The organism is Micromonospora sp. DT62 (genome assembly GCF_049847285.1).
GTDB lineage: Bacteria > Actinomycetota > Actinomycetes > Mycobacteriales > Micromonosporaceae > Micromonospora > Micromonospora reichwaldensis.
The window spans coordinates 24,658-48,114 of record NZ_JBNCOB010000014.1; the positions used below are offsets into that span (position 1 = coordinate 24,658).

Genomic DNA, 23,457 nt, shown 5'->3' on the forward strand with positions numbered 1-23,457 from the left:
GCGACGCCGGAGGAGCGAGCGGGATGAGCAACGACGAGCGTCGGGACTCCCTGGCCGACCAGGCCGCCGCCTGGGTGCCGCCCTGGCAGCGCCCCACGGCCCCCGCCGCGGCCCCCGACACCGGAGATCTTGGTAGTTCCGCGCCCCCGGAGGGGCCTGAACCTACCAAGATCTCCGAGGACTCCGACGGCGCCCGGGAGGCGGGCGCGGGTGCGGGTGCGGGCTTCGAGGATTCCGACGCCGCGCCCGGAGCGGAGGTGGGCTCGGGCGCGGCGACCGCGAACGGGGATCAGCCCAGGGAACCGGCAGGGCCTGAGGAGCCGGCTCCGGCGGCAGGGCTTGAAGCGTCGGCGTCGGCGGCTGCGCCTGAGGAGCCGGCTCCGGCGGTCGGCCCGGCGGGGCCGGCATCGGTGGTCGGCCGGGCGGGGGACAGCGGGGCCGCGGTCGGGCCGGCGGGAAGTGGAGCGGCGGGGGAGAGTGAGGCCGCGGTCGGGCCGGTGGGAAGTGGAGCGGCGGGGGACAGCGGGGCCGCGGTCGGGTCGGCGGGACGGGGACCGGCGGGGGGCATACCCGCGAAGGGGCCGGCGGGGCGGCGGCGGGCGGTGCCCGAGCCGGCGCCGGAACTCGACGACGCGGAGCTGCGCGGGGCGCTGGAGGCGATCCTGCTGGTGGTGGACGAGCCGGTCAGCGAGCTGGTCCTCGCCCAGGTGCTGGAGCAGCCCGCCGAGCGGATCGGGCCGGTGCTGGACGAGATCGCCGCGGGCTACACGGCCGCCGGACACGGCTTCGAGCTGCGCCGGGCCGCGGGTGGCTGGCGTCTCTACACCCGCCCGGAATACGCCACCTACGTGGAACGGTTCGTACTGGACGGGCAGTCCGTGCGGCTGACCCAGGCCGCGCTGGAGACACTGGCCGTGGTCGCCTACAAGCAGCCCGTGACCCGGTCGCGGATCTCCGCCATCCGGGGTGTCAACTGCGACGGGGTGATCCGTACCCTGGTCTCCCGCGGGTTGGTCGAGGAGTGCGGCACCGAACCGGACAGCGGGGCGTTCCTCTACCGGACCACCACGATGTTCCTGGAGAAGCTCGGGCTGAACAGCGTCGACGACCTCCCGCCGCTGGCCCCGTTCCTTCCCGACGACGTAGAAGAGCTTGCCGATGCCACGCGATGACCGCACGCCCCGTCCCGACGCGCCCGCCTTCGAGGGGGCCGAGCGCCTGCAGAAGGTGCTGGCCGCCGCCGGTGTGGGTTCCCGGCGCGCCTGCGAGGACCTGATCTTCCGTCGCCGGGTCACCGTCGACGGCCGGGTCGCCCACCTCGGCGACAAGGTCGACCCCGCCACCGCCGTGATCCACGTCGACGGCGAGCGCCTCGTCGCCGACACCCGACTGGTCTACCTGGCCATGAACAAGCCCCGCGGGGTCGTCTCCACGATGGCCGACGAGAAGGGCCGCACCGCGCTCGCCGACTTCCTCGGCAACCGGGTGGAGCAGCGGGTCTACCACGTCGGGCGGCTCGACGCCGACAGTGAGGGCCTGCTGCTGCTCACCAACGACGGCACCCTTGCGCACAAGCTGATGCACCCGTCGTACGGGGTGCAGAAGACGTACCTCTGCGAGGTGTCCGGGCCGATCCCGCGCAACCTCGGCAAGCGGCTGATGGCCGGCGTGGAACTCGAGGACGGCCCGGCGAAGGTCGACTCCTTCCGGGTGGTGGACACGCTGGGACGGACCGCCCAGGTGGAGCTGAGCCTGCACGAGGGACGCAAGCACATCGTCCGCCGCCTGCTCGGTGAGGCGGGCCATCCGGTGAGCCGGCTGGTGCGTACCGCGATCGGGCCGATCCGGCTGGGCGACCTGCGCGCCGGGCGGACGCGGCGGCTGACCAACGCGGAGGTCGCCGCCCTGTTCAAGGCCGTGGGTGACTGACCCCCGAGTTCGGGGTACGGCTGCCGGTAGGCTCCCTGGCGGCCCGGCGCGGGCGGCGCCCACCGGGCGGCGCGACGCCGGGCATCATTGAGAACGTTTGGACAACCGCTCGCGACACATCCGGTGTTTCGTGAGGTACGGGCTGAGGAGGACGACGGTGGAGGAAAACGAACGGGCCGGGCGATGTGTGGTCGCTGTGGACGGACCGTCCGGTTCGGGCAAGTCCACCGTCTCCCGGCGGCTCGCCGTCGGCCTCGGTGCCCGCTATCTCGACACCGGCGCCATGTACCGCGCCATCACCTGGGCGGTGCTGCGCTCGGGGGTCGACCTGACCGACGCCGAGTCGGTGGCCAAGGTCGCCGGCGAGGTGGACCTGCGCATCGGCACCGACCCGCAGGGGTACGGCGTGACCGCCGACGGCGTGAACGTCGACGCCGAGATCCGCGGGCCGGAGGTGACCGCGGCGGTCTCCGCCGTGGCCGCCGTGCCGGCGGTGCGCGCGCTGCTGGTCACCCGGCAGCAGGAGATGATCACCAATGCCGGCCGGATCGTGGTCGAGGGCCGCGACATCGGGTCCGTGGTGGCCCCGGACGCCGACCTGAAGGTCTACCTCACCGCCTCCGAGGCGGCCCGCGCCGCCCGACGCAGCGCCGAGGACGCCACCGACGTGGCGGCGACGGCGGCCGACCTGGCCCGGCGGGACCGGCTCGACTCGACGCGCAAGGCCGACCCGCTGACCCAGGCCGCCGACGCCGTGGTGCTGGACACCACCGAGTTGGGCATCGACGAGGTCGTCGGGCGCCTGCGCGACCTGCTGACCGATCGGGGAGTGGCATGACCGACACCGACGGGTGGATCGAGCTGCGGGAGCCGGACGTCGACACCGAGGAGCCGACCGGTCCGCAGCCGGTCGTGGCCGTGGTCGGCCGCCCCAACGTGGGCAAGTCGACCCTGGTCAACCGGATCATCGGCCGCCGTCAGGCGGTCGTCGAGGACGTCCCCGGGGTCACCCGGGACCGGGTGCCGTACGACGCGCAGTGGGCCGGCCGGCAGTTCACCGTGGTGGACACCGGCGGCTGGGAGCCCGACGCCAAGGACCGGGCCGCCGCCATCGCGGCGCAGGCCGAGACGGCCGTCGTCACGGCAGACGTGGTGCTGTTCGTGGTCGACGCGATGGTCGGCTCGACGGACGTGGACGAGGCGGCCGTACGGATGCTGCGCCGCAGCGCCAAGCCGGTGATCCTGGTCGCGAACAAGGCCGACAACACCGCCATCGAGATGGAGGCCACCTCGCTGTGGTCGCTGGGCCTGGGTGAGCCGTACCCGGTGTCGGCGCTGCACGGACGTGGCTCCGGCGACCTGCTCGACGCCATCATGGCCGCGCTGCCGGAGGCCCCGAAGATCGTCGAGAACCGCCCGCGCGGCCCGCGCCGGGTGGCCCTCGTCGGCCGGCCGAACGTCGGCAAGTCCAGCCTGCTCAACCGCTTCTCGGGCGAGGAGCGGGCGGTCGTCGACTCGGTCGCCGGCACCACCGTGGACCCGGTCGACAGCCTGGTCGAGATCGGCGGGGAGACCTGGCAGCTCGTCGACACGGCGGGCCTGCGCAAGCGGGTCGGCAAGGCCAGCGGCACCGAGTACTACGCCAGCCTGCGCACCGCCGGGGCGATCGAGGCCGCCGAGGTCGCCGTGGTGCTGCTGGACTCCAGCGAGCCCATCAGCGAGCAGGACCAGCGGATCCTGTCCATGGTCACCGAGGCCGGCCGGGCGCTGGTGATCGCCTTCAACAAGTGGGACCTGGTCGACGCCGACCGCCGGTACTACCTGGACAAGGAGATCGAGCGCGAGCTGCGCCGCATCCCGTGGGCGATCCGGCTCAACCTGTCGGCGCAGACCGGCCGGGCGGTCGACAAGCTCGCGCCGGCGCTGCGCAAGGCCCTGGCCAGCTGGGAGACCCGCGTACCGACCGCGCAGCTCAACTCGTGGCTGACCGCGCTGGTGCAGGCGACCCCGCACCCGGTGCGGGGCGGTCGGGCGCCGAAGATCCTCTTCGCCACTCAGGCGGGCGTGGCGCCGCCGCGCTTCGTGCTGTTCACCACGGCCCCGCTGGACGCCGGCTACCAGCGGTTCGTCGAGCGCAAGCTGCGCGAGGAGTTCGGCTACGAGGGCAGCCCGATCGAGATCTCCGTACGTCCCCGCAAGAAGCTCGGCCCCGGCGGCCGGGGCAAGGCGCACGGCTGACCCGTCCGATCTGAAGCCGGGTGGGAGCACACCGCTCCCACCCGGCTTTTTCGCAGCCATCAACTTCCCTATCCTCCTAGGATGCCTTGGGCGATGTGCGCGGGACGACGCGTTCCGGCACGGGAGGGGGCAGTGCGGACGGCGCGAAGATCCTGCGCTAAGCTGTACCGGCTGTCGCGGGGAGATCCGCGCGAGGGCATCGGGACGTGGCGCAGCTTGGTAGCGCACTTGACTGGGGGTCAAGGGGTCGTCGGTTCGAATCCGGCCGTCCCGACAGACAAAAAGCCCTGACCAGCGAGAATGCTGGTCAGGGCTTTGACTTTCTTCTATGGAGTTTTGAACCTCCCCCCAAAAACCCCCCACTTATGGGGTGCGGCAACCAGGTTCGTCATCGGTGTGCATCGTTGTGTGCTGTTCGTGGTTGCGGGGCACTCCGGTCGGCCCCGAGCCGTTCCAGGATGCCGGATACGTCCGGGGCCTGTACCGGCTTGGCGATGTAGTAGGTCTCGGTGACTTCCTCGCTGGAGTGGCCGAGCTGTGCCGCCGCGCTCTTGGTGTCAGTTTCCTCTTTGATCAGGGTGGCCACGGTCTTGCGGAAGGTGTGGGGAGTGACCCAGTCGAGGTCGGCGTCGGCGCGAGCCTGGCGCCACTGGCGGCGCACGTTGTTGGGCGACAGCCAGGTGCCGCGTCGAGAGGCGAAGATCGCGTCATGCGGGTTCTCGGCGGCACCGAGCTTGCGGGCCAGGAGCATGCCGGCCGCGAACCGCGGCAGGACGACCATCCGATAGCCGGCGTCGCTTTTGGTCCAGGGTTGTCGGAAGATGCCCTGGCCTTTGACGAAGACGAGGGTGCCGCAGATCGTCAGGGTGGGTCGTTCGGCGGCGAGATCCAGGTCTTCCCAGCGCAGGGCGAGGATCTCGCCGATGCGGGCGCCGGTGGCGAGCATGAGGTCGACGACGTCGGCCAAGTCGCCGGTGTGTCGGGGTCCCGGTTTGCCGGGGACCGGTTGCTGCCATTCGCGGATGGCCGTGCGGACAGCTTGGAGGTGCTCGTCGGTGAGGGCGACTACTGTCCGGCGGGGTTTGCGCAGCCGGCCGGTGTCGCGTACGGGATTGGTCGGGATCGCGCCGTGGCGTACGGCCAGCGCGAACATCTGGCCGAGGACGACCTTTACTCCCTTGGCCGTTGACGGGCGATCCTTGGCGATGTCGCGTAGGAGCCGGTCGAGACGGCCGACGCTTGCTTCTCGGATCCGGAGGTTGCCCAGGGCGGGCACGATCGCGGTGCGCACGCTGGTCTCGTATCGGTGGATGGTCTGTGGTGTTATCCGTTCCTCGGCGGTGATTTCTTCGATCCACAGCTCGGCGAGTCTGCTGATGCGGGTTTCGCGGGTGATTTCGTCGTCGTTGGGTGTGGCGCGGTCGCGGAGCTTGACCTTCAGAGCTCGTTCGGCGGCTGGACCGGTGGTGTCGGTGGCCTCGATGTCGCGAGCCCTGCCGTCGTAGTCGCGGAACCGGGCGCGTGCCCGGAACCTGTTGGGTCCCAGTTTCTCGGTGCGGATCTTGCCCCAGGTGCCGACGGGGAGTTCAGGTCGGGCCACGGCTCACCGCTCCGCGTCGGTGTGGTCGTCCAGCCAGCGTTCGACCTCGCTGCGGCGGTAGCGCAGCGTGTTGCCGACCCGGATGGCGCGGGGCCCTTTGCCGCGGCTGTGCCAGGCGTAGAGGGTGTTCTTCGGCTTGCCCAGCCAGGCGGCGAGTTCATCGATGGTCAGTAGTGGGTCTGGCCGCCATTCGGGGGCGGCGGGGCTGTTCATCGCCGGTCCAGGGTGTTGGCCGAACGGGGGTGCCTGTGTGGTGTAGCGCGGCCGGCGGATCGCCGGTTGACGCCGACGCCTGACGGCACGAATTCGGGGCCTGGGCGGGGATGGGGTGCGCATGGATCCGGCTTCCTCTCGGGGTCACAGCGCCGCTGTAACCGGGTATTGCTGCTGCCGCCGCTGCGATTCATGGTCGCGGTTTGTGTCACTTGTGGACGTCCATCCACCCGTCGCGGCCGCCGGGTGTCAAGCCTGCTTCCCGTAGCGCTGGTTGCGGTGCACTGCCAGCTTTGTGGAGCCTCTGAGCAGGCATTCTCGTTCTGGTCCTTTAGGCCATTGGCTGGTGGACGAGGGCGGCTTGGCGAGCCGCTTCTCGACGGTTGCGATACGGTGCGTGCACCGGCACGGGGCTCGGCCGCGCAGGAGCGGGCTGCCCAGGTTGGGTTACTCATTCGTCTCGTCAGGACGATGAAGATCGGGAAGTCCTGGATTGTCTTCATGGTGCTGGCCTTTCGGAGAGGTTCATCAGGGTGAGGTGCTCGGGCGGTACTGACCGCTTCGCCGTGTTGGCGGGAGCGCGTGTCCGCCATCGGCTCGGCCGGGCGAGCCGGCCGGCTGGAAGGGCGGAGTGGGTTCGGACGCGGCTGAGCTGAACGTCGTCGGGACTCGGTCAACGCCAAGATGCGATGCCTCCTTCGCTCGAACGGGCACGTGCAGATAGCCCGCCGAGCGAAGAGCTCAGCGGGCTGGCTTTTTCATGGAGTGGACGCCGCCGTTTTCGGGATGGAATAGCCGCAGAGCATGAGCTCTCGTCGCTTCATGGCGACGTGGAGGAATGGCGAAGGCTCACCGAATTCGGTGGGCCTTCGCCATCGGAGCCGTTACTTGCTATCCGGTCGTCGCTCGGCGGTGGTCGTCAGGAGGCTTGTCCGTCGATGATGCGGCGTAGCGCTCGTCCGGTGGCTGGGAAGGCGAGCCGCAGCGTGTGTGCGGTGAGGCGGGTGGCCCACCAGGTGAGGGCGATGAGGTATCCGACGATCAGCGCGCTGTTGGTGTCGTAGGTGACGACGATGGCGTAGCCGATGGCGAGGCCAGGTGCGGTGATGGCGCGGGTGGTGCGGTTCCGCGTGGCGGTGAGGGCGGTGGCGACGCCGATGAGCGCGGCTCCGACGCTTGCGAGGAGGCCAGGCATGCCGGTCACGTCGACCGGTGGGGTGAGCGTGAGAGCGGCCCGCATGAGGTAGATGCCGGTGGTGGCGATGGCGGCGTACAGGATCGCCGGTCGGGTACGGGCGAGCCAGGAGGGCAGCTCCGGCGCGGGGATCCGCGGTGCGGTGGCGGCGATGACGGCGGCACAGACTGCAAGGGGCATCGCAGCGCCGAGTGTCCACTTCAGGTACGGGCCGTAGTCGTATTCGACGGAGGTTCCGGTAGCGAGGCCGTAGAGGGCGGAAACGACGACGCCCCCTACGGCCGTGGTGAGGTATCCGCGCCGGATGAGGCTGCCGGTCGCGGGTTCGGCCGTGGACGGGGTGGGGGCTCCTGCGAGCCAGGTGGTGGGGGCGAGGTGCGCCATGGCGAAAGCGGTGAGCATGGCGAGTGCACCTGCGGCCCCGAGCTCGGGCAGGGAGAGGCGGACACCGACGACCTGGACGGAGTAGATGGTGGTGATGTCTGCGGTGAGGATGGCTTGGAGGAGCAGGGTGAGGGAGCAGGCGCCGAGAAGGACGACGTTGGTCAGGTCTCGGATGCGGAGCCGGACGCGTGGTAGCTGGGTCTCGGCGGCGGTGGCTGTTGCCTGATGGTGGGGTGCGGTGAGGGCCAGGGCGCCGTCCGCGAGGGCGTGGGAGTGTGCGGTGAGGGTGGTAGGTGCGAGGCTGGTAGCTGCGGCGAGCCGGTCTCGCAGGCCCGGAATCGCTTCGGCTTCGCGGCAGATCACGTCGTGGAGGTGCTGGCGGTCCACGTCAGCTGCATCGAGGACGTCATCGACCGCTGCGGCTACCTCGTCGAGGAAGGGCTGGGCGGCCTCGGCGACGTCGTCGCGGTTGATGACGGCGGGCTTGCGGGGCTCGGGAAGCAGCACCGGCGCGCGGTCCTGAGCGGTCAGGAGTTGCCTGGCCTGGCGGACGGACTCCAGCAACAATCCGTCGTGGCGGGGTTGGGCTGTCTCGGCTCGTAGTGGGTCGTCGTCTGCGGTGTTGGCGTCAATGATCCGCTGGGCGAGCACCTGGTTCAGGTCGTGGTTGGGGTTGATCGATCGGGTCGCGAGTTCGCGGTATCCGTCGGGGTCGGCCTGGAGCACGGTCAGGGTGGGCGGATGCCGTTCGGTCTGGCAGATCAGCAGGCACGAGCCGTGAGGGGGATTGCCCTCGTGACCTCTGGTGTAGGCGGCGAGTGCTGCTGGCGCGGTGACCATGGCGGGCGCGGGCAGGCCGGCGCGGGCCGCCGCGTCGGCGAGGTGTCCGCGTCGGCGCGGTCCCCAGCCCCAGGGAATGGTCACGGTCAGAGCGGCGACAGGTCCTCCGGCTTGGCGGGCGGACTGGTCGGCGACGTGCCACAGCTGCCTGGCGAGTAGCTGCACAGCATCGACCGGTGGGCCGGGCTCGGCCCCGCTGAGCAGCTCCAGCGGATCGCGAATGTACTGGTGGTTCGCTGACGCCTCAGCTGGCGCGGCCACGCCCAGATGCGGGTGACCGGTGGGGTCGAGGGTGATGCCATGCGGCATGACGAGGCGGCCATCGAGCATGATGGGGATTCGGGCCCCGTGCCGGTCGATTGTCGCGGCGATGGCCGACGAGCTCAGATCGATGGACAGTGTGATGCCCCCGCTTGGCATGTGAGGCAGTCTCTCCCGTCCGGGGAGTAGATCGTCAACCGCCTTCTCACCGAGTGATCCTTTGTGCGCGTATGGTGAGAATCCTTCTTCATGGGATGGTCGCCAAAGCGCATAGTCGTGTAGGCGGGACGAAGATCAGCGTCAGGCACGGGGGAGGGGCGCAGTGCCGCAGGAATCTCCAGACCGAGGTGACCGGCTCGCCGAATACACGCGCCCGACGGTCTACACCCCACGCCCGCCATCACCGCCCCGACAACCGGCGGCGCGGGCGGCGACCGTGGCCCGGGTGATCCGCGCCGCCCTGGGGGCGGTGGTGTTCCTGGCCGGGATACCTGTGTTGCTCTGGTATCTCGGTGGGAACCCCGTACGGCGGCTGCCGTCATGGCCGCAGGTCGCGGCGTGGTTCGATCAGCCGAGCGGCCGGTTCACGCCGCACGTACTCACTGGCACGGTCACCTGGGCGCTGTGGCTGCTGTGGGCTGCGCTGGCGCTGCTGTTGGTTGCCGAACTGCTCGCGCTGGTGACTCGGTGGCGGGTCCCGGTACTGCGGCTTCCCGCGCCACTGCACCGGCTGGTGTTCGGTCTGGCCGGCACCGCCGCGATCGCCGTCACCTCCGTCGGCAACCTCAACCTCGCCGGCGGCGACAGGCCGCCGGCCGTGGCCGCCTCGTTCGAGGACGCGGGAGCCATCCCTCGCCAAGCCGTTGCGCGAGGACCCGCGCTGATTCAGGTCGCCGGCACCCGCTACGTCTACACCGTCGAACGGCAGGACACCCTGTCCAAGATCTCGATGGAGTGGCTCGGTGACGCAGGCCGGTGGCCGGAGATCTGCCGCCTGAACAAGCATCGCCACTTCCCTGGAATCGGCGGCACCCTGCGCGACTGCGACCTCATCTATCCCGGCTGGGAACTGCGGCTGCCCGCTGACGCCCACCCACCGCAGAGCGCCACACCGGCACCCCCATCCCCGTCCCGTCCGCCGACACCACCACCGGCGACCGTCACCCCCTCATCACCCTCGAATCCCTCAGCAGACGCGCCGAGCCCCACCGTCTCGCCCACGACGGGCGACCACGGAGCAGCCGCCACCCCCGACCGCACCCCGCCGGGCGTACGAGAGTCCACCCCGTCAACCGGTGAGCCGGCGAACCCCGTACCCACCATCACGGTGCCACCGTCCGCCTCGCCAACCGGAAGCGTTCCGCGAAGCCCGACGGTGGCGACCGACGAGCACGGTGTGCAGCTGTCACCAGCCAACTGGCTGCCCTGGTCACTCGCCGCCGCGATCAGCGCCGCCGCCGTCCTGGTCTGGGCACAGCGCCGCCGCCGCTACACCGGCCAACCCGACGACGACCCGCCCAGCGAGCTACCGCCGCCGGTGGTCGAGCTGCGCCGCGCCGTGGCCCGAAAATCCCAGCTGCCGCGCCCGGACGCGGACGACACCGAGCCGCCCGCGCTGGTGCCTGAGGTCGCCCCGCTGCCAGCCGGTGGTACCGGAATCGTCGGCGACGGCGCGCCCGCCGCCGCCCGCGCGATGCTCGTTGCCGTGCTGGCCTCCGGCGGCCCGCAGCACCCCGACGCACGCGGTGAGGTCATCACCGACGCCGCCACCCTGGCCAGCCTGCTCGACACGGAGGTGGCGGCCCTCGGCCCGTGGCCGCGCCTGCACGTGGCCGCCAACATCGACGATGCGCTCGCCGCGGTTGAGTCCCGGCTGCTGCGCCGCAGCCGCATCCTGAACGAACACGCGTTGACCGATCTGAACGAGTTACAGCGGGCCGTGCCCGACGAGGAAGCGTTACCGCCGGTCATGCTCATCACCGAGACCCCGCCCACAGAACTCCGCATGCGGACCGAGACCGCTCTCACGGTGGGCGCGAGTCTGCACGTGTCCGCGTTGCTGCTGGGCGATTGGGCTCACGGGGCCACCGTCGAGGTCACCCCCGACGGACACACAAAAATCGTGTCCGGGCAGCCCACTGAACCGGTGCCGCCGCGCCTACCCGTGCTCGCACCGGTCACGGCGGTCCAGATCCTGACCACCCTGCACGAGGCGCAGACCGGTGCACCACCCGCCATCGCCTCACCCCCCGCACCGGTCGTCGTCCCCCTGCACGCCAGCCGCGTACAGAGCACACCCGAAGCCACCGACCTGCCTGCCCCGGTCATGACCGAGCCCGCCGCCGACGTCGCGTCGAGACGGGCGCGGCTGTGCGTGCTCGGCCCGCCGCGCATCGAAGACATCACCGCGGAAGGCCGGCCACTACGAGCCAAGGCCCTGGAAATGGCGGTGTACCTTGCCGTCCACCCTGACGGCGCCACCACCCGAGAGATCGGCGAGTACCTCGAACCCGACGCCCGCATCAGCCAGGCCGACCAACGCGTACACACCAACGCCTCCAACTTGCGTCACGTGCTCGGCCGCGCCGGGAGCGCGGAGACGAAGAACGCCTACGTCGTCAAGTCCGCTGGGCGCTACCAGCTCGACCCGGCGACCGTGGACGTCGACGTGTGGACCCTCTGCGACCTCATGCGCGCAGCGACCATCGCATCCGGGCCGCGCCGCAAGGAACTGCTCACCGCCGCCTGCGACCTCTACACCGCGCCCCTCGCCGAAGGCCAGGACTACGAGTGGTTGCAGCCGTACCGCGAAACGGTCCGTCGCTGGGGCACCGAGGCCCACCTACTGCTCGCCGACGACCTGCTCGAGCGCGACCCGCAGGCCGCATCCGACCTGCTCGACAAGGCCATCGGCCTGGACCGCTACAACGAAGCCCTCTACACCAAGGCGATGCACGCCCGACATGGCCTCGGCGACCGCGACGGCATCCGCACCCTCCTACGCGCCCTGACCAAAGCCCTCGCCGACCTCGACGCCGAACCACAGGACGACACCATCAAGCTGGCCAACCAGCTCCGCAACAGCCTGGACGAGAAGTGACCGCCACCGCCGTATCACCACGCGTGCTCCTGCTATCCCTGCTGGCCCTACGATGGGCCATCGCCGGGCACGCCGATCAGCCGTAATGCGTCCAATGCCCATGCCCCACTAAGATGCAGACACCCCAGCGGCCACGCGAAGGTCGTCGCCGGCTCGGTAGGGTCGGTTGGGAGGGTGTACGGATGAGTTTCCGGCTAGCGGCGTACGCCGTGTGTATCGAGGACGGACGCGTGTTGCTCGCCCGTTATGTTTCGCCGACGGGGGACACCAACTGGACCCTTCCTGGTGGCAAGGTCGAGCAGGCAGAGGATCCGTTCGATGCTGTGGTGCGAGAGGTCGCCGAGGAGACGGGCTGCGTTTCGGTGGTCGAACGCCTGCTGGGCGTGGACTCGCGGGTGATTCCTGCTGCGGAGGCGCGGTTGGGTGTCGAGCATCAGAACGTCGGCATCTTCTACCAGGTCCGGATCACTGGTGGTGTCCTGCGCCCCGAGGCTAACGGCGAGACCGCCGAGTCGGTCTGGACATCGATATCAGATGTCGCCGGTCTGTGCCGGTCGTCGCTGGTCGATGTCGGTCTCGCGCTGGCGCGAACGCTTCCGGCGACCGGTCACGTTCCTCCGGTTGCGGTCGGAGGCCTGATTCGGCACTGACGTGCCGTCCGGGAACGACAGCGAGAACAGCAAGTAAGTGAGCTTGGAAAGGCTCAATCTGCTTCAACGATGCGCCGAATCGCTGCGATCTGGTCGAGCCAGCTGCGTAGCCGAGTGATCTTGACAACGTCGCCGGTCTTGGGAGCTTGGATGACAAGGCCCTCACCGAGGTACATGCCGACGTGACGCGGGTTGGCCATGGTGCCTTCGCTTCCGGGGATGAGGATGAGGTCGCCGGGTAGCAGAAGTGCCGGATCGCTGACCGGCTTCCCCGCGTTGACCTGATCAGCAGTGACGCGGGGGATGGAGATCCCGGCTGCGCGGTACGCCGACTGCATCAGGGATGAGCAGTCGCACTGCAGGGCGGGATCGCCGGAGTGCGGGTCGGTGCATGATCCGCCGAAGTGGTACGGGGTGCCGAGCTGGTTCACGGCCCAGAAGATGGCGGTTGCCACCGCATGTGGGGTTCCAGGGGGCAAGGCGAACCCGTTCGGGAGGACAGCGAGCGCATCGGTGGCGCAGTCCCCGAGAGTGTTGGTCAGCTGCTCCACCAGACGAAGGGCGTCGTCGGTCCACTTGGCGTACGCGTCTGGGACGGCCGAGACCTGGACCGCCTGCGCGGCCTGGGCGAGTGGCATCGATTCCCAGCCGCTAACGGTCAAGAGCTTGTCGAAGAACTTGCCAGCCTGGTAGGCGGGCTCGGACAGCTGCTTGACGGTGCCCCAGCCCTGACTTGGGCGCTGCTGGAACACCCCGATGGAGTCGTGGTCGTTGCGATCACCGAGATGGGGCAGGTTGCGCAGGCCGGATTCCTGCATGGCGGTGGCGACAGCGATTACCCAGCCCCAGCGAGGTATGCCTTTGGCTACGCCGACGTCGATGATGGTGACGGCGATTTCCGACTGTTCGGTGTCCCAGCTACCGGTGCCGGGCGGTTGCTCGGAGGAGCGTACGAGGGGCGCGGCGGCGATGCCACACCCCGTTGAGCCGCCACCCGTGATAGCCGACAGCAGCAGTGTGGGCACGCCGAGGCATGCGACGGTGACGACGGTGACGACGCCGATGACGAGCTTGGTCATGTGATTGCCTTCCGTTGGAACAGAAGCAGAAAAGGCCGTTGTCCGCGCGGGTACGCGACCGGCAGAGGCCGAGTGGTGCTGCGGGCTACACGGCATGACGGAGCAGCAACAGCCCGGCGTGGGGGTGGCGGAGGAAGCCGGCAGTCTCGAACGGCGGAGAGCCGACGTCGGCCGCCCGTCTGGTCGAATTCCCACCAGGTCGTATTTGTCATGGCGTTTGGCCCTTCCTCTGGGGCCGGGGCAGCGGCACGGCGGCCGCTGCCCCGGAGGTGTGAACGAGCGGGTGGTCAGACCTTGAGCAGGTCGAAGGCGGCCACCTTCAGGTCGCCGGCGTTGCCGGTCAGCACGCGGTTGGCGCGCGCGGTCTCGTTCTTGGCGGGCTGGTAGTGGTCGAGGTACTCGGTGATGGCCTGGTACCCGGCCCACCGGCTGCCGGTGATGGGCTTGACGGTGTCGGCCTCGCGGATCAGGTACTTGAGGGTGCCGAGCCGCTGCTTGGCGTTGTTCTTCGTCTGCTCGGACGCGTTGTCCTTGACCGGCCACACCTGCGCCACCACGTTCTCGAACTCGCGCATGGCCATCTCGGTGTTGAGCATGCGCTCGGCGGCCCGCTCGAAGGTCTCCATGTACTTCCACATCAGGCCCAGCGCCTCGCGCGCCTGGCTGATCTGGGAGTTGACGTTGGAGGTGTGTCGGAACGTGTAGTGGCCGACCGCATGCTGGAAGGCCGCGCGTTGGGTGTTGGCGCAGACCACCCGGATTGGGCTGGCGTCCACCCGCAGCGCGGCGGTGCCGTCGTGCGACGTGGTGCCGATGAGGTAGAGGTCCAGGCGGTCGACCCCGGCGATCTCCATCGCGTCCGGAAGCTTCATGGTCACGAACACGCTCTTGCCGCGGCGGAGACTGCCGGCGGTCTCGAAGTGGGCGCCGCCGACCTGGTCCACGATGCGGTCCAGCATCTCGGCGCACTGCTCGTTCTGGACCACGGTGTAGTCGGTGCCGACGATGCCCAGGTACTCGGTCTGGCCGGTGGCGGGGTTGCGACGCACGGTCATCCGCTTGTCGCCGGCGGGGATCTGCACCTCGACTCCGTCGACGAGGTCGATGCCAACGGTGCGGATGGTGCGCACGCCCCATCCGCCCAGCCGGGCGGCGGCCATGATTTCCTCGGCGCGCATGGTCTCCTGAGTGACTGTGCCGAGCTGGTGCCAGGCCGACAGGCGGGCGCTGGCGAAGGCGGTCGTTCCGTCCGTGAAGGTCTCGAGTTCGTGTGGCACGGAGTTCTCCTCTCGATGTGCCGCGGGGGCCGAGCGCACGCTCGGCCCCCGCGAAGGGATGGGGATTCGTGTGGCTCAGGACCGCTCGGGAGCGGCGTCGCCCTGCCCGGCGTCGTCGGCGTCGGGCTGCGCCTGGTAGGCGAAGGTCAGCGGCGCGTCGGAGACCAGGAGGATGCGGCCCGCGGCGGCGGCCTTGGTGCAGTTGTTGCGTACCGCTCCGTTGCTGACGGCGCGGCCGAACTGCCTGCCGATGGCGGTGGCGATGTCCTGCGGGCTCATGGCTGTGCCAGGGTTGGCCGCCAGGACGTCGAGCGTCAGCTTCTCCAGCTCGCCGCGACCGAACGGCTGGCTGCCGTCGGCGTTGGCGGTGAAGTCGGCGCGTCGGCCCCCGCTCGTGACGACGCCCCTCGCGCGGGCCGTGGTGCGGGTGGGCAGAGCGACGATGTGGGTCTCACCGTCCGGGCCGACGACGTGCAGTGTCCCGTCCTGACGGATCAGCGGCAGCACCGTCGCCGTGGCGCTCGGCGTGGTTGCCGACTTCCGGATGACCTGAAGGCAGAGCGGGCAGCGGGGCGGCTCCGGGTTCGGGTCGACCTCACTGGCCTTGGTCGGTCCCGGGATCCACCGCTCCGGTAGACCGGGGAGGCGGCGGGCGGCGTCGGCCTGCTCCATCGCGGTCAACAGCCGGGTGGCCGTCGGATGCCCGATGCCGCTCTCGGCCACGATCACATCAAGGGTCGCGCCGTCGTCGCTGTAGTCGGCCAAGACGCCCTTGATGGCCATGACCTTGCGGTCACCGGGACGCGCCGGCTGCACCACGGCCACCGACCGGCCTTCGTCGTCCTCGCCGCTGTGCTCGCGGTTCGGGCCTTCGTCGCTGGTGTCCTGGCCGGCCTCGCTCTCCGCGTCGTTGGCCCCGCCACCCCGGTCGGTTTCCTCCTCGCCGCTCTGGTCGCCGTCGCCGTCGCTGTCGCCGTCGCTGTCGCTGTCGCTGTCGCTGTCGCTGTCGCCCTCGCCGTCGCCGTCGGTTCCGGCCTGTTCGGTGTGGTCGGCATCCGGCTCGTCGACCGTGCTGTCGTGGTCCGGGTGGCCGAGGTCGGTCCCGTCCGGGCCTGCCGTGTGCTCGTCGTCGAGATCGGCGTTGTCGTCCACGACGGTGGTGGGTTCTGCGGGGTTTGCCAGGGTCCATCGGGCCGGCGCGCCCTCGGCCGGGTCGGCATCGGTCTCCACCGCGACGATCACACCGGCGTCAGCCAGGGTCCTGATCGCCCTGTCGGTGGTCGACTTGGCCTTGCCGGAGCGGTCGGCCAGCTCGTGGATGGTGCCCTGACCGAGTTCGGTCAGGGCATCGAGGACGGCCTGCGTGGCAGGCGTCAGGGACAGGTTCTCCATCGGTTTCCCTCCTCGGGAGCGTGGGGTTGGGGTTGCCTGGCACGGTGTTGTGCCGGACGGTCGTGCGCCGGGTCGCGGGCAGCGGCCAGCGCGGCGGGCACGTGAGGCGGTGCGCTGCCGTACTGGGTGCTTGTTGGGATGCGGCCCGGTGGCCCCGGGCCGCAGGACGCAGCCGAGGGGCCAGTGATCGGAGGCGGGTGTGCGCGTCTGACCTAGCTGGCGAGGTACGCGAGTTCGGCCGGCGTGAGCTGGGCGGGGGTGCGGCTGTGCCAGGCGTCGGAGTGGCGTAGTTGCCACCAGCGCAGCAGCGACCGGCAGACCGGGGCGAGGTCGTCACACACCGGCAGCGGGTACGCCATCCCGGACCTGATCTGTCGATGCTTCGGGTCGGTGTACGCGGTCGGCGCCCATCCCTGGTCGGTCTCGGTGACCTCGCCCACGACACGGTCCGGGTAGGGGATGCCGAAGGCGGCGGCAGCCTCGGCGTCGGGCACTACCAGCCAGGTGCGCTGGTCCTTGAGCCGTAGCGTCGCCACGCCGCGCGAGGGATCGCTGCGCTGCAGGAGCAGGTGTCGCTCGTCGCCGTCGCCAAGCGACCGGTGGTTGCGCCACGCGCGGTAGCAGGCGATGAGGGCCGTCCCGAGTGCGACGTGCCGTTCGCGGGCGATGAGCGCGCTGGTGAGGGCCTGGTCGTAGCCGGCCACGTGCTGGTCGGCGCGCACGGCCAGGCCGCGTCGAGCCCTGTCGGCAAGCTCGCCCACCCGGGCGAGAGCACTGTCGAGGGCGGCGGTGCTCTCGGCGAAGTCGCGGGCGGTCTTGTGCAGGACGCGGGCGAGGTCGCCGATCGGGTCGAGGGTGGCGGTGTCGTGACGCCACAGGTGTTCGGGTAGGACGTCGTTGGTGTCGGCGGCGATACGCCGTAGCGCCGGATCGGTCAGGAACACGGGGATCTCCTTTACGGGCGTGAGGGTGCGGGCATGCCGAGGACCGGTCGCAGCGGGGCTGCGACCGGTCCTCGGGAGGTTCAGGCGAGAAGTGGGTCAGGCGATGGCTACGGCGCACAGCCGCGCGGTGGAGTGCAGGCTGCGTAGGTAGCCGCACGCCTCGTTGAGGAAGCGGAATCGGTCAGCGACGGAGTCACTGGCGGGGATGAGCAGACGGCCGTCGGTGGTGATCAGCGCGTCGCCGATCAGTGCGATGCGCCAGTAGAGACCGACGTACGTTGCTTCGCCCGCCTGGTAGACGGACAGCTCGTAGGGGTCGAAGGAATGGGCGAGCATCGCCAGTACGCGCGGCTGCTGCTCGAAGCGGCGGCGTGCCTCGTTGAGGGTGACCTTGGCCGGGTCGGCGTGGTGCTGGGCGAGATAGTCCTCCCACGGCTGCGCGGGCTTGGTGGTGGCGTTGATGTGGGTGTTCCATGCACGCCACCGAAGGGTGGCGTCGTTGGCGGCCCTGGCGGCGGTGCCGGTCAGGTCGAGGCGACTCTTACGGCCTCCGGCGGCCACCGTCACCGCACCGAAGCGGCGGGCGGCGTCGAGCAGGTAGTAACCGAGGAAGCGGGTCAGCCAGCCGATGAGGCGGCGGTGACGGACGTGGTAGCGCCGGGCCGGGGTGCCGTTGGCGTGCAGGAGGTCGTTGACCTTCTCCGAGGCGGCGAACCAGTCGGCGTCGTCACCGGGGGCGAAGCAGACGGTGACGATCTGGGCGGTGAGCGGCATGGGCTTGGGCATGGCGGGGTGCTCCCTTCGCGAACGAGTGGGCTTGGATGGGCGTGGGTGGTGCCACCGGAGCGCGGCGTCTGAACCGGGCAGCTGCCGTGAATGGCGCGAGGCGTGGATCACGAGCCGACCGAAACGGTGGGCTGGAGGTGATGCCGCTGGCGCGGGCAGAACCGAAGAGGAACAGACGGGCGGCGGTGCGAGCAGAAAGAAGAAGCTGCACCGTAACTTCGTGACCTGACAGCACCACCTCTGTCAGGAATCGCGGCCATGCCTTTGACCTGCGATGACGGGACTCGCCGTTGGCCTGACAGGGCCTGTCAGAGGACGAAGTCCCCGTCGTCATCGTAGTTCGGGTTGTCCGCCACGGGCTGGCCGTGGTCGCTGGGCAGATCGGTGAGCCGGACCCGGCCGATGGCGCCGGCCGGGAGCCAGACCGCTTCGGTCGGATGGTTGGTGTGGGTGGCGGTCGCGGCCGGGACGTCGCCGCGTCGGGCGTGCAGGAGTTGGTGGAGGTGTTCCTCGCGCTGCTCGCTGCCGAGCCAGAACAGCACCGGGTAGCGGGGGCCGCCGCGGCGGATCAGCTGCGCGTACCGGTCGAGCTTGGCCACTACCCGGCCGAGCGGTTCGGTGCCGGTGTCGGCTTCCAGGAAGAACCCGACCGTGGCGTCGCCGACGCTCCACAGACCGTGCCCGTCTGCGGTGATGGTCCGGTACTGCCTGGTGGTCAGCGACTCGGACCACCAGCGGTCCAACCGCGCCTCCGGTTGCCGGCGGGCGTACGCGGTGAGCCGGACGAAGAACTCGTTCGCCGTGAGCAGGTGCGCCAGGTGCGGGTTCGCAGACAGCCGCTGCACGGTCTGCCGACTCGTCCGGAGGGTGGGTTCGGGCCGCTGGTGGGCGGCGGCCTGGAACCGGTGCCCGTTGTGGCCGAGCGTCCAGCGCCACGGTTGGCTGCCACCGCCGTCGCGGGCGAACCGGAACCGGTCCAGCAGGCCCAGCCCGAACAGCTCACCCAGGCGGATCTGACAGGTACGACGAGCCTGGAACAGCATGCGGTGGATCTGGTCGGTGGTGAGGACCTGGTGATCGTCGAGTAGCTGAAGCAGGAGGCGGTCACGGCTGGTGATGTGGGGATAGATGGCCAGAAGGTTGGCGGAGCGTGATGGTGGCATGGATGGCTCACCCCGTGGAGAGAGAATCCCGTAGGGAGTCTGGATGTTTCGATCTTGGTGGCGGCCCGGCCAGCGGTCAGGTTTGGCCAGGCCAGGTACCTGACAGGCCGAGTGCGGGGGGCTCGCTTGGGTCCTCGTGTCGTGGACGCCCCCAGACGAGCCCCCGGTGCCGCACCCAGCCGAGCCCTCGAACGAGCGGCCCCGGTGGTCAGCGGTCGTGTGAGTTCATGCGCCGCTTCATCGCGGTGCGGGCGAGCTGCTGCATCGGTGGCTCGCCACCGGCACGGCGGTGGGCGGCGGCGCACTCCTGCCGGATCGCCGTCGCCTCACCCACGACGGGCGTGGGTGGGTTGGTGATGAAGGTGAACGCGGGCAGTTCACGGTTGCCGACCAGCAGCCGGGCGGCGGCGGTGTAGACGTCGAGGTGGGCGAGGTCGTGCTCGTCCAGCTCGGGCCTGGTGTGCCGGGACAGTTCCCTGGCGTCGGCTGGGTCGACGGTGAAGAACAGCTTGCTGCGCGCGTTGGCGGACACCGCAGCCGCCACGTCGTGGGGCAGCTGGGCGAGATCCTGGTGCGCCAGCACGAGCCCGAGGCGGAACCCGCGCGCCTCGGCCAACATGTCTCCCACGCTGCCTGGCAGCGTGAGGAAGTTCTGGCATTCGTCCACGTACAGGCATGCGTCCTTGCGTTGGTCTTCGGGGACGGTGGCTCGCGCGATGGCGGCCTGCCACACCCGGGCCACGATCAGCGAGCCCAGGATGCGGCTGGTCTCTTCGCCGAGGATGCCCTTGGGTAGCCGGCACAGCAGGACCCCACCGTCGAGGATCTTGCCCATGTCGAACGAAGAGTGGGCATTGCCGATGACACTCTTGACGAAGTCCCGCAGCAGAAAGGCCCGTAGCCTGGCGAGCACGGGCGCGATGACCTGCCCGCGGAACTGCTCGTTGATGCCGTCGTACCAGAGCCAGAAACCACCGAGGCCGTCCGGGTCGTCCAGACCATGGGTGAACCTGCCCCGAAACTCCCGATCCTGCAACAGCGACGGCACAAGGCTCAGCGTCGGTTTCGCGTGCCGCATCAGCGTCAGGCACGCGACCCGCATGGTGTCGTCCATTCGCGGCCCCCACTGACCTTGAAAGATCTTCGCGAAGATCCCGACGAGGTTGTCGACGGCCAGGTGCCGGTCACCGCCGTCGTCAAGGGGGTTGAAGCATGCGGGATTCTCCTGGTCCGGGTCGATGATCGCGATCCTCTGCGCGTACGACGCCGGCAGCCGGTCGAGGATGTCGGTGATCAGGTCCCCGCGCGGGTCGATGACCACTGTCCCACGCCCCGCCTTGATGTCGCCGAGGATCATGTTCAGCAACATCGTGGACTTGCCGACGCCGGTCTTGCCGACCACGTGCACGTGCTGGCGGGCGTCGGTGACCTTCAGCCCGACGCTGCTGTGGCCGAGCTGCGACCGGCCCAGCACCTTCACGCCTCGCCCACCGGAAGGCACCTGAACGGGCGCCGGCACAGCCTTGGCCCGAGCCCGATCCAGGCCGGGCACTGCGAGGTCCTGGGGCAACGCGGCCATGGCGGCGAGTTCCGGCACGGTGGCGAGGAACCCCCGTCGCAGCCGCCGCCCGGCGAGGGCAGCGACCGGTTGCGGCATCTTCATCCGCCGCAGCCGGTTCGGGCCGGTGTACGTGGCGGCGGCCGAGGCGATGGTGTGGCCGAGCCCGACCAGGCGCTCACGGGTCTGCTTCGCCCGCCGAGCGTCCGGTGGCGTCTTGTCAGGGTCGGTGGCGACGGCGAACCGGACCGCGACCTCGAAGTGCGGCACCCGTACGGCCTTGTCCACGAGCGTGCGGGCCTCGGCGTTGGCCACCGGATCCCGCTCGGCCGCCCGCCCAACCGTGGCTGGGCCGCCGGGCCGGGCCGAGCTGGACGTGACTACGTCGAGAATCCACAGCAGAGGTTCGAGGGCCAGCCCCGCCGCGCCGGAGAGGGCGCGGGCGGCCACGTCGGGCCGCCCGCGTGGGTGGATGCTGATGTTCGCCGCCGTCCGCCGAGCTGCCCGTACGCGGCGGGCGGCTGCCGGGCGGGCGAGGATCTGCACGCACGCGTGTTCGCGATGATGCACCTCGGCCCCGGCCGCGAGCAGCGCCCGCAGCGGATCGGAGTCGTGCTCGCTACGCAGCGGCAGCACGTCGGTGTGCTGCGGCCAGTGCGCCCCGCCCACCTCTTCGCCCACCTCTGCGGGGATCGGCGCGGCGGCTTCTGTGGTGGTGAGAGTGGCGGCGGGCCAGGCCGTGCGGACGGCGGCTTCGACCGCGCCGGGCGGCACCGTACCGGGCACCCAGACCCGGATGGTCAGGACGCGGCCGGTCCAGGTGTACTCCCAGGCGACGTGCGGGTAGCCGAAGACACGCCGGCGCCACACTGAGGGCGTCAGCACGCCCATGAGGGTGGTCCAGAACGCGGCGGCGGTCTCGGCGGTGACCTGCGGTGGGGCGGCGATGGTCACCCATCGCGCACCAGTCGTGAGCCGTCGGTGCCGCCAGGCGAGAACCTGGTCGTGGCCGAGCATCACTGCGACGGTCGCGGCGGCGGCGAGGAAGCCGAGCCACGGCCGGGCGATGGCCCAGCGCCATGTCTCGGCGGGCCACGTCGGGGTGGCGGCGAGGATCACTTCTCCTCCCCGATACCGGTCACCGCGAGCTGGTGCTCTGCGGCCGAGCCGACGCTGCGGAAGGGGATGCGGCTGCGCCCGGCGACGAGCAGGCCCTCGCCTCTGGGCGCCGACAGCAACAGCCGCGACTCTCCGGCGGTCAGGTTGAACGCCTCACTCACTGCGTCGATCGACTGCGTGCTCTGCCGCATCAGGACCTGTGTCGTGGCGTTGGCGACCACGGCGAGGCCGAGGTCGGTCGAGAGCACGTCGGCCGCGTCCTGGGTGATCACGCACAGGCCGGCGGACCGTTTCCGGGCGGCCTTGGCCATCCGGAACAGGAACCGGCTGCCTTCGCCGTCGCGCATCAGCAGCCAGGCTTCGTCCACCACGACGAGGTGCCGCCGCTGGCGGATGCCCGTGGCCGGTGTGTCGATGTTCGACCAGATGGAGTCGAGAGCCAGCAGCGTGCCCACGGTGCGCAGTTCGTCGGGCAAGTGCCGCAGCGACCACACCACCAGGTGCCCGCCTGGGACGGTGGTGGTCGGCCCGTCGAACAGGCTGGCGAAGTTTCCGACGATCCAGGGGGCCAGCCGGGCGGCGAGTTGCCCAGCGCTTGGGTCATCCTCAGCGGCGAGCACCTCGGCCAGGTCCCGTAGCAGCGGCGCCGGCCTGGTCCAGGTGGCCGGGTCGGCGTTGATCCCGGCGCGGCCGTAGGTGGCGGTGATGGCCCGATCGAGGGCAGCGCGTTCAGCCGGCGGGGGAGCAGCCCCGAGCATGACCGAGATCAGCGTGTGCAGGTACAGCCCGCGGCGGGTGAGCGTGTCGGGTCGATTGTCGGCGGGCAGGTCGAGGGGGTTGATGCGAACGTCCGGTTGGCCGAGTTGCACGACGGTGCCGCCGACGTGCTCGGCCAGGGGCGCGTACTCGTCCTCCGGGTCGATCACGCTGACCGTGGTGCCCTGGTACAGGTTGCGCAGCACTTCGAGCTTGACGAAGTACGACTTCCCCGCGCCGCTTCGTGCCAGGACCACGCTGTTGTGGTTGTCCTGTGCCCACCGGTTCCAGATGACCACGCCGTTGGACGTGGTGTTGACCCCGTAGAGCACGCCCTCGGGCGGGGCGACGATGCCGGGTGCGGGAGCGGCGAGGTCCGCCGACGCGAGCGGGAACGCTGCCGCGAGGGTGGTGGTGTCGAGGATTCGGCGCATCTGCAGCGGGTCCACGCCGACCGGCAGCGTTGCCACCCAGCCCTGCTGGTGGCGGAACGTGGCCGGCTGCAGGTCGAGCAGCACGCTGGCGGCGGCCGACTTCACGCCCGCAGTGACGGCGCGCAGCTCGTCGAGGTCACGGGCATGGATGGTGACGTAGATGCCGACCTCGAACAGCTTCGCCGCTCCGCGCGCGACGCGCTCGGCGAGGTCGGCGGCATCGGCCGCCGCTGCCTCCACCATCGGATCTCCCAAACGGCCCTGGTCGGCGTCCAACCGTCGGGACGATTCGAGGCGGGCCCGCTGGCGTTTGAGCATCGGCGCGGCCAGCTGCGGCGTTACCGGGTCCAGGTGCACCGCGACGTCGACGCGGCCGGGGTAGGACAGCAGCGGATCGAGCCAGGCGGGGCCGACCTCAGCCGGGTAGCCGCACACCGCGTAGGTGGCGGCGTACCCGTCGCCGACCTGCACGTGCCACGGGGTGACCGACAACGCGGCCGGGGAGGGCATGCCCTCCCCGGCCGCGATGCTCTTCTTGT

The 23,457-nt window shown here is 70.4% G+C and carries 17 protein-coding genes and 1 tRNA gene; 7 read left to right on the top strand and 11 right to left on the bottom strand.

Annotated features, from left to right (window positions below):
- Nucleotides 1-257: 257 nt before the first annotated feature.
- From scpB to ACPXCB_RS19635, 5 genes are all read left to right on the top strand, one after another.
- The gene (scpB, locus tag ACPXCB_RS19615; RefSeq protein WP_425877166.1) at nt 258-1,172 is read left to right on the top strand and encodes an SMC-Scp complex subunit ScpB; all 915 of its coding nucleotides are present in this window, start codon (nt 258-260) and stop codon (nt 1,170-1,172) included.
- A complete protein-coding gene (locus ACPXCB_RS19620; RefSeq protein ID WP_425877078.1) occupies nt 1,159-1,929 on the top strand; it encodes a pseudouridine synthase in 771 nt (256 codons plus the stop codon). Before scpB ends, ACPXCB_RS19620 begins: the two co-directional genes overlap by 14 nt.
- Before the next feature lie 157 nt (nt 1,930-2,086).
- Nucleotides 2,087-2,767 (top strand): (d)CMP kinase, encoded by a 681-nt coding sequence (gene cmk / locus ACPXCB_RS19625; protein ID WP_327027806.1) that lies wholly within the window; start codon nt 2,087-2,089, stop codon nt 2,765-2,767.
- Complete coding sequence (der, locus tag ACPXCB_RS19630; protein ID WP_132234404.1) at nt 2,764-4,167, top strand: ribosome biogenesis GTPase Der; 1,404 nt, start codon at nt 2,764-2,766, stop codon at nt 4,165-4,167. Before cmk ends, der begins: the two co-directional genes overlap by 4 nt.
- Nucleotides 4,168-4,367: 200 nt before the next feature.
- Nucleotides 4,368-4,441 (top strand) — tRNA-Pro (locus ACPXCB_RS19635).
- A gap of 114 nt (nt 4,442-4,555) precedes the next feature.
- On the opposite strand, the gene ACPXCB_RS19640 is transcribed toward ACPXCB_RS19635, so the two are convergent.
- The 3 genes from ACPXCB_RS19640 to ACPXCB_RS19650 all read right to left on the bottom strand — a co-directional run bounded on the left by ACPXCB_RS19640 (nt 4,556) and on the right by ACPXCB_RS19650 (nt 8,819).
- Nucleotides 4,556-5,767 carry a tyrosine-type recombinase/integrase gene (locus ACPXCB_RS19640; RefSeq protein WP_425877079.1) on the bottom strand — a complete coding sequence of 404 codons (1,212 nt, stop codon included), beginning with the start codon at nt 5,765-5,767 and terminating at the stop codon, nt 4,556-4,558.
- Between the two features lie 3 nt (nt 5,768-5,770).
- Nucleotides 5,771-5,980 carry a helix-turn-helix transcriptional regulator gene (locus ACPXCB_RS19645; protein WP_425877080.1) on the bottom strand — a complete coding sequence of 70 codons (210 nt, stop codon included), beginning with the start codon at nt 5,978-5,980 and terminating at the stop codon, nt 5,771-5,773.
- Nucleotides 5,981-6,899: 919 nt separating this feature from the next.
- A complete protein-coding gene (locus ACPXCB_RS19650) occupies nt 6,900-8,819 on the bottom strand; it encodes a hypothetical protein (protein ID WP_425877081.1) in 1,920 nt (639 codons plus the stop codon).
- Nucleotides 8,820-10,035: 1,216 nt separating this feature from the next.
- Here ACPXCB_RS19650 and ACPXCB_RS19655 point away from each other — a divergent pair.
- The gene (locus tag ACPXCB_RS19655; protein WP_425877082.1) at nt 10,036-11,760 is read left to right on the top strand and encodes an AfsR/SARP family transcriptional regulator; all 1,725 of its coding nucleotides are present in this window, start codon (nt 10,036-10,038) and stop codon (nt 11,758-11,760) included.
- A gap of 182 nt (nt 11,761-11,942) precedes the next feature.
- The gene (locus tag ACPXCB_RS19660; RefSeq protein WP_425877083.1) at nt 11,943-12,410 is read left to right on the top strand and encodes an NUDIX hydrolase; all 468 of its coding nucleotides are present in this window, start codon (nt 11,943-11,945) and stop codon (nt 12,408-12,410) included.
- A 53-nt stretch (nt 12,411-12,463) separates the two neighbouring features.
- On the opposite strand, the gene ACPXCB_RS19665 is transcribed toward ACPXCB_RS19660, so the two are convergent.
- From ACPXCB_RS19665 to ACPXCB_RS19700, 8 genes are all read right to left on the bottom strand, one after another.
- Nucleotides 12,464-13,489: a C40 family peptidase gene (locus ACPXCB_RS19665; protein ID WP_425877084.1), complete on the bottom strand. Its 1,026-nt coding sequence runs from the start codon at nt 13,487-13,489 to the stop codon at nt 12,464-12,466.
- A gap of 287 nt (nt 13,490-13,776) precedes the next feature.
- The gene (locus ACPXCB_RS19670; RefSeq protein ID WP_425877085.1) at nt 13,777-14,766 is read right to left on the bottom strand and encodes a DUF932 domain-containing protein; all 990 of its coding nucleotides are present in this window, start codon (nt 14,764-14,766) and stop codon (nt 13,777-13,779) included.
- Between the two features lie 75 nt (nt 14,767-14,841).
- The gene (locus ACPXCB_RS19675) at nt 14,842-16,158 is read right to left on the bottom strand and encodes a helix-turn-helix domain-containing protein (protein ID WP_425877086.1); all 1,317 of its coding nucleotides are present in this window, start codon (nt 16,156-16,158) and stop codon (nt 14,842-14,844) included.
- Between the two features lie 212 nt (nt 16,159-16,370).
- The gene (locus tag ACPXCB_RS19680) at nt 16,371-17,102 is read right to left on the bottom strand and encodes a hypothetical protein (protein WP_425877087.1); all 732 of its coding nucleotides are present in this window, start codon (nt 17,100-17,102) and stop codon (nt 16,371-16,373) included.
- 96 nt (nt 17,103-17,198) lie between these two features.
- On the bottom strand, nt 17,199-17,888 hold the full coding sequence (locus ACPXCB_RS19685; protein WP_425877088.1) for a hypothetical protein: 690 nt from the start codon (nt 17,886-17,888) through the stop codon (nt 17,199-17,201).
- A 308-nt stretch (nt 17,889-18,196) separates the two neighbouring features.
- Complete coding sequence (locus ACPXCB_RS19690; protein ID WP_425877089.1) at nt 18,197-19,051, bottom strand: replication-relaxation family protein; 855 nt, start codon at nt 19,049-19,051, stop codon at nt 18,197-18,199.
- A 208-nt stretch (nt 19,052-19,259) separates the two neighbouring features.
- The gene (locus ACPXCB_RS19695; protein ID WP_425877090.1) at nt 19,260-21,728 is read right to left on the bottom strand and encodes a type IV secretory system conjugative DNA transfer family protein; all 2,469 of its coding nucleotides are present in this window, start codon (nt 21,726-21,728) and stop codon (nt 19,260-19,262) included.
- On the bottom strand, nt 21,725-23,428 hold the full coding sequence (locus ACPXCB_RS19700; protein ID WP_425877167.1) for a VirB4 family type IV secretion system protein: 1,704 nt from the start codon (nt 23,426-23,428) through the stop codon (nt 21,725-21,727). The genes ACPXCB_RS19695 and ACPXCB_RS19700 overlap by 4 nt, the downstream gene beginning before the upstream one ends.
- Nucleotides 23,429-23,457 lie beyond the last annotated feature (29 nt).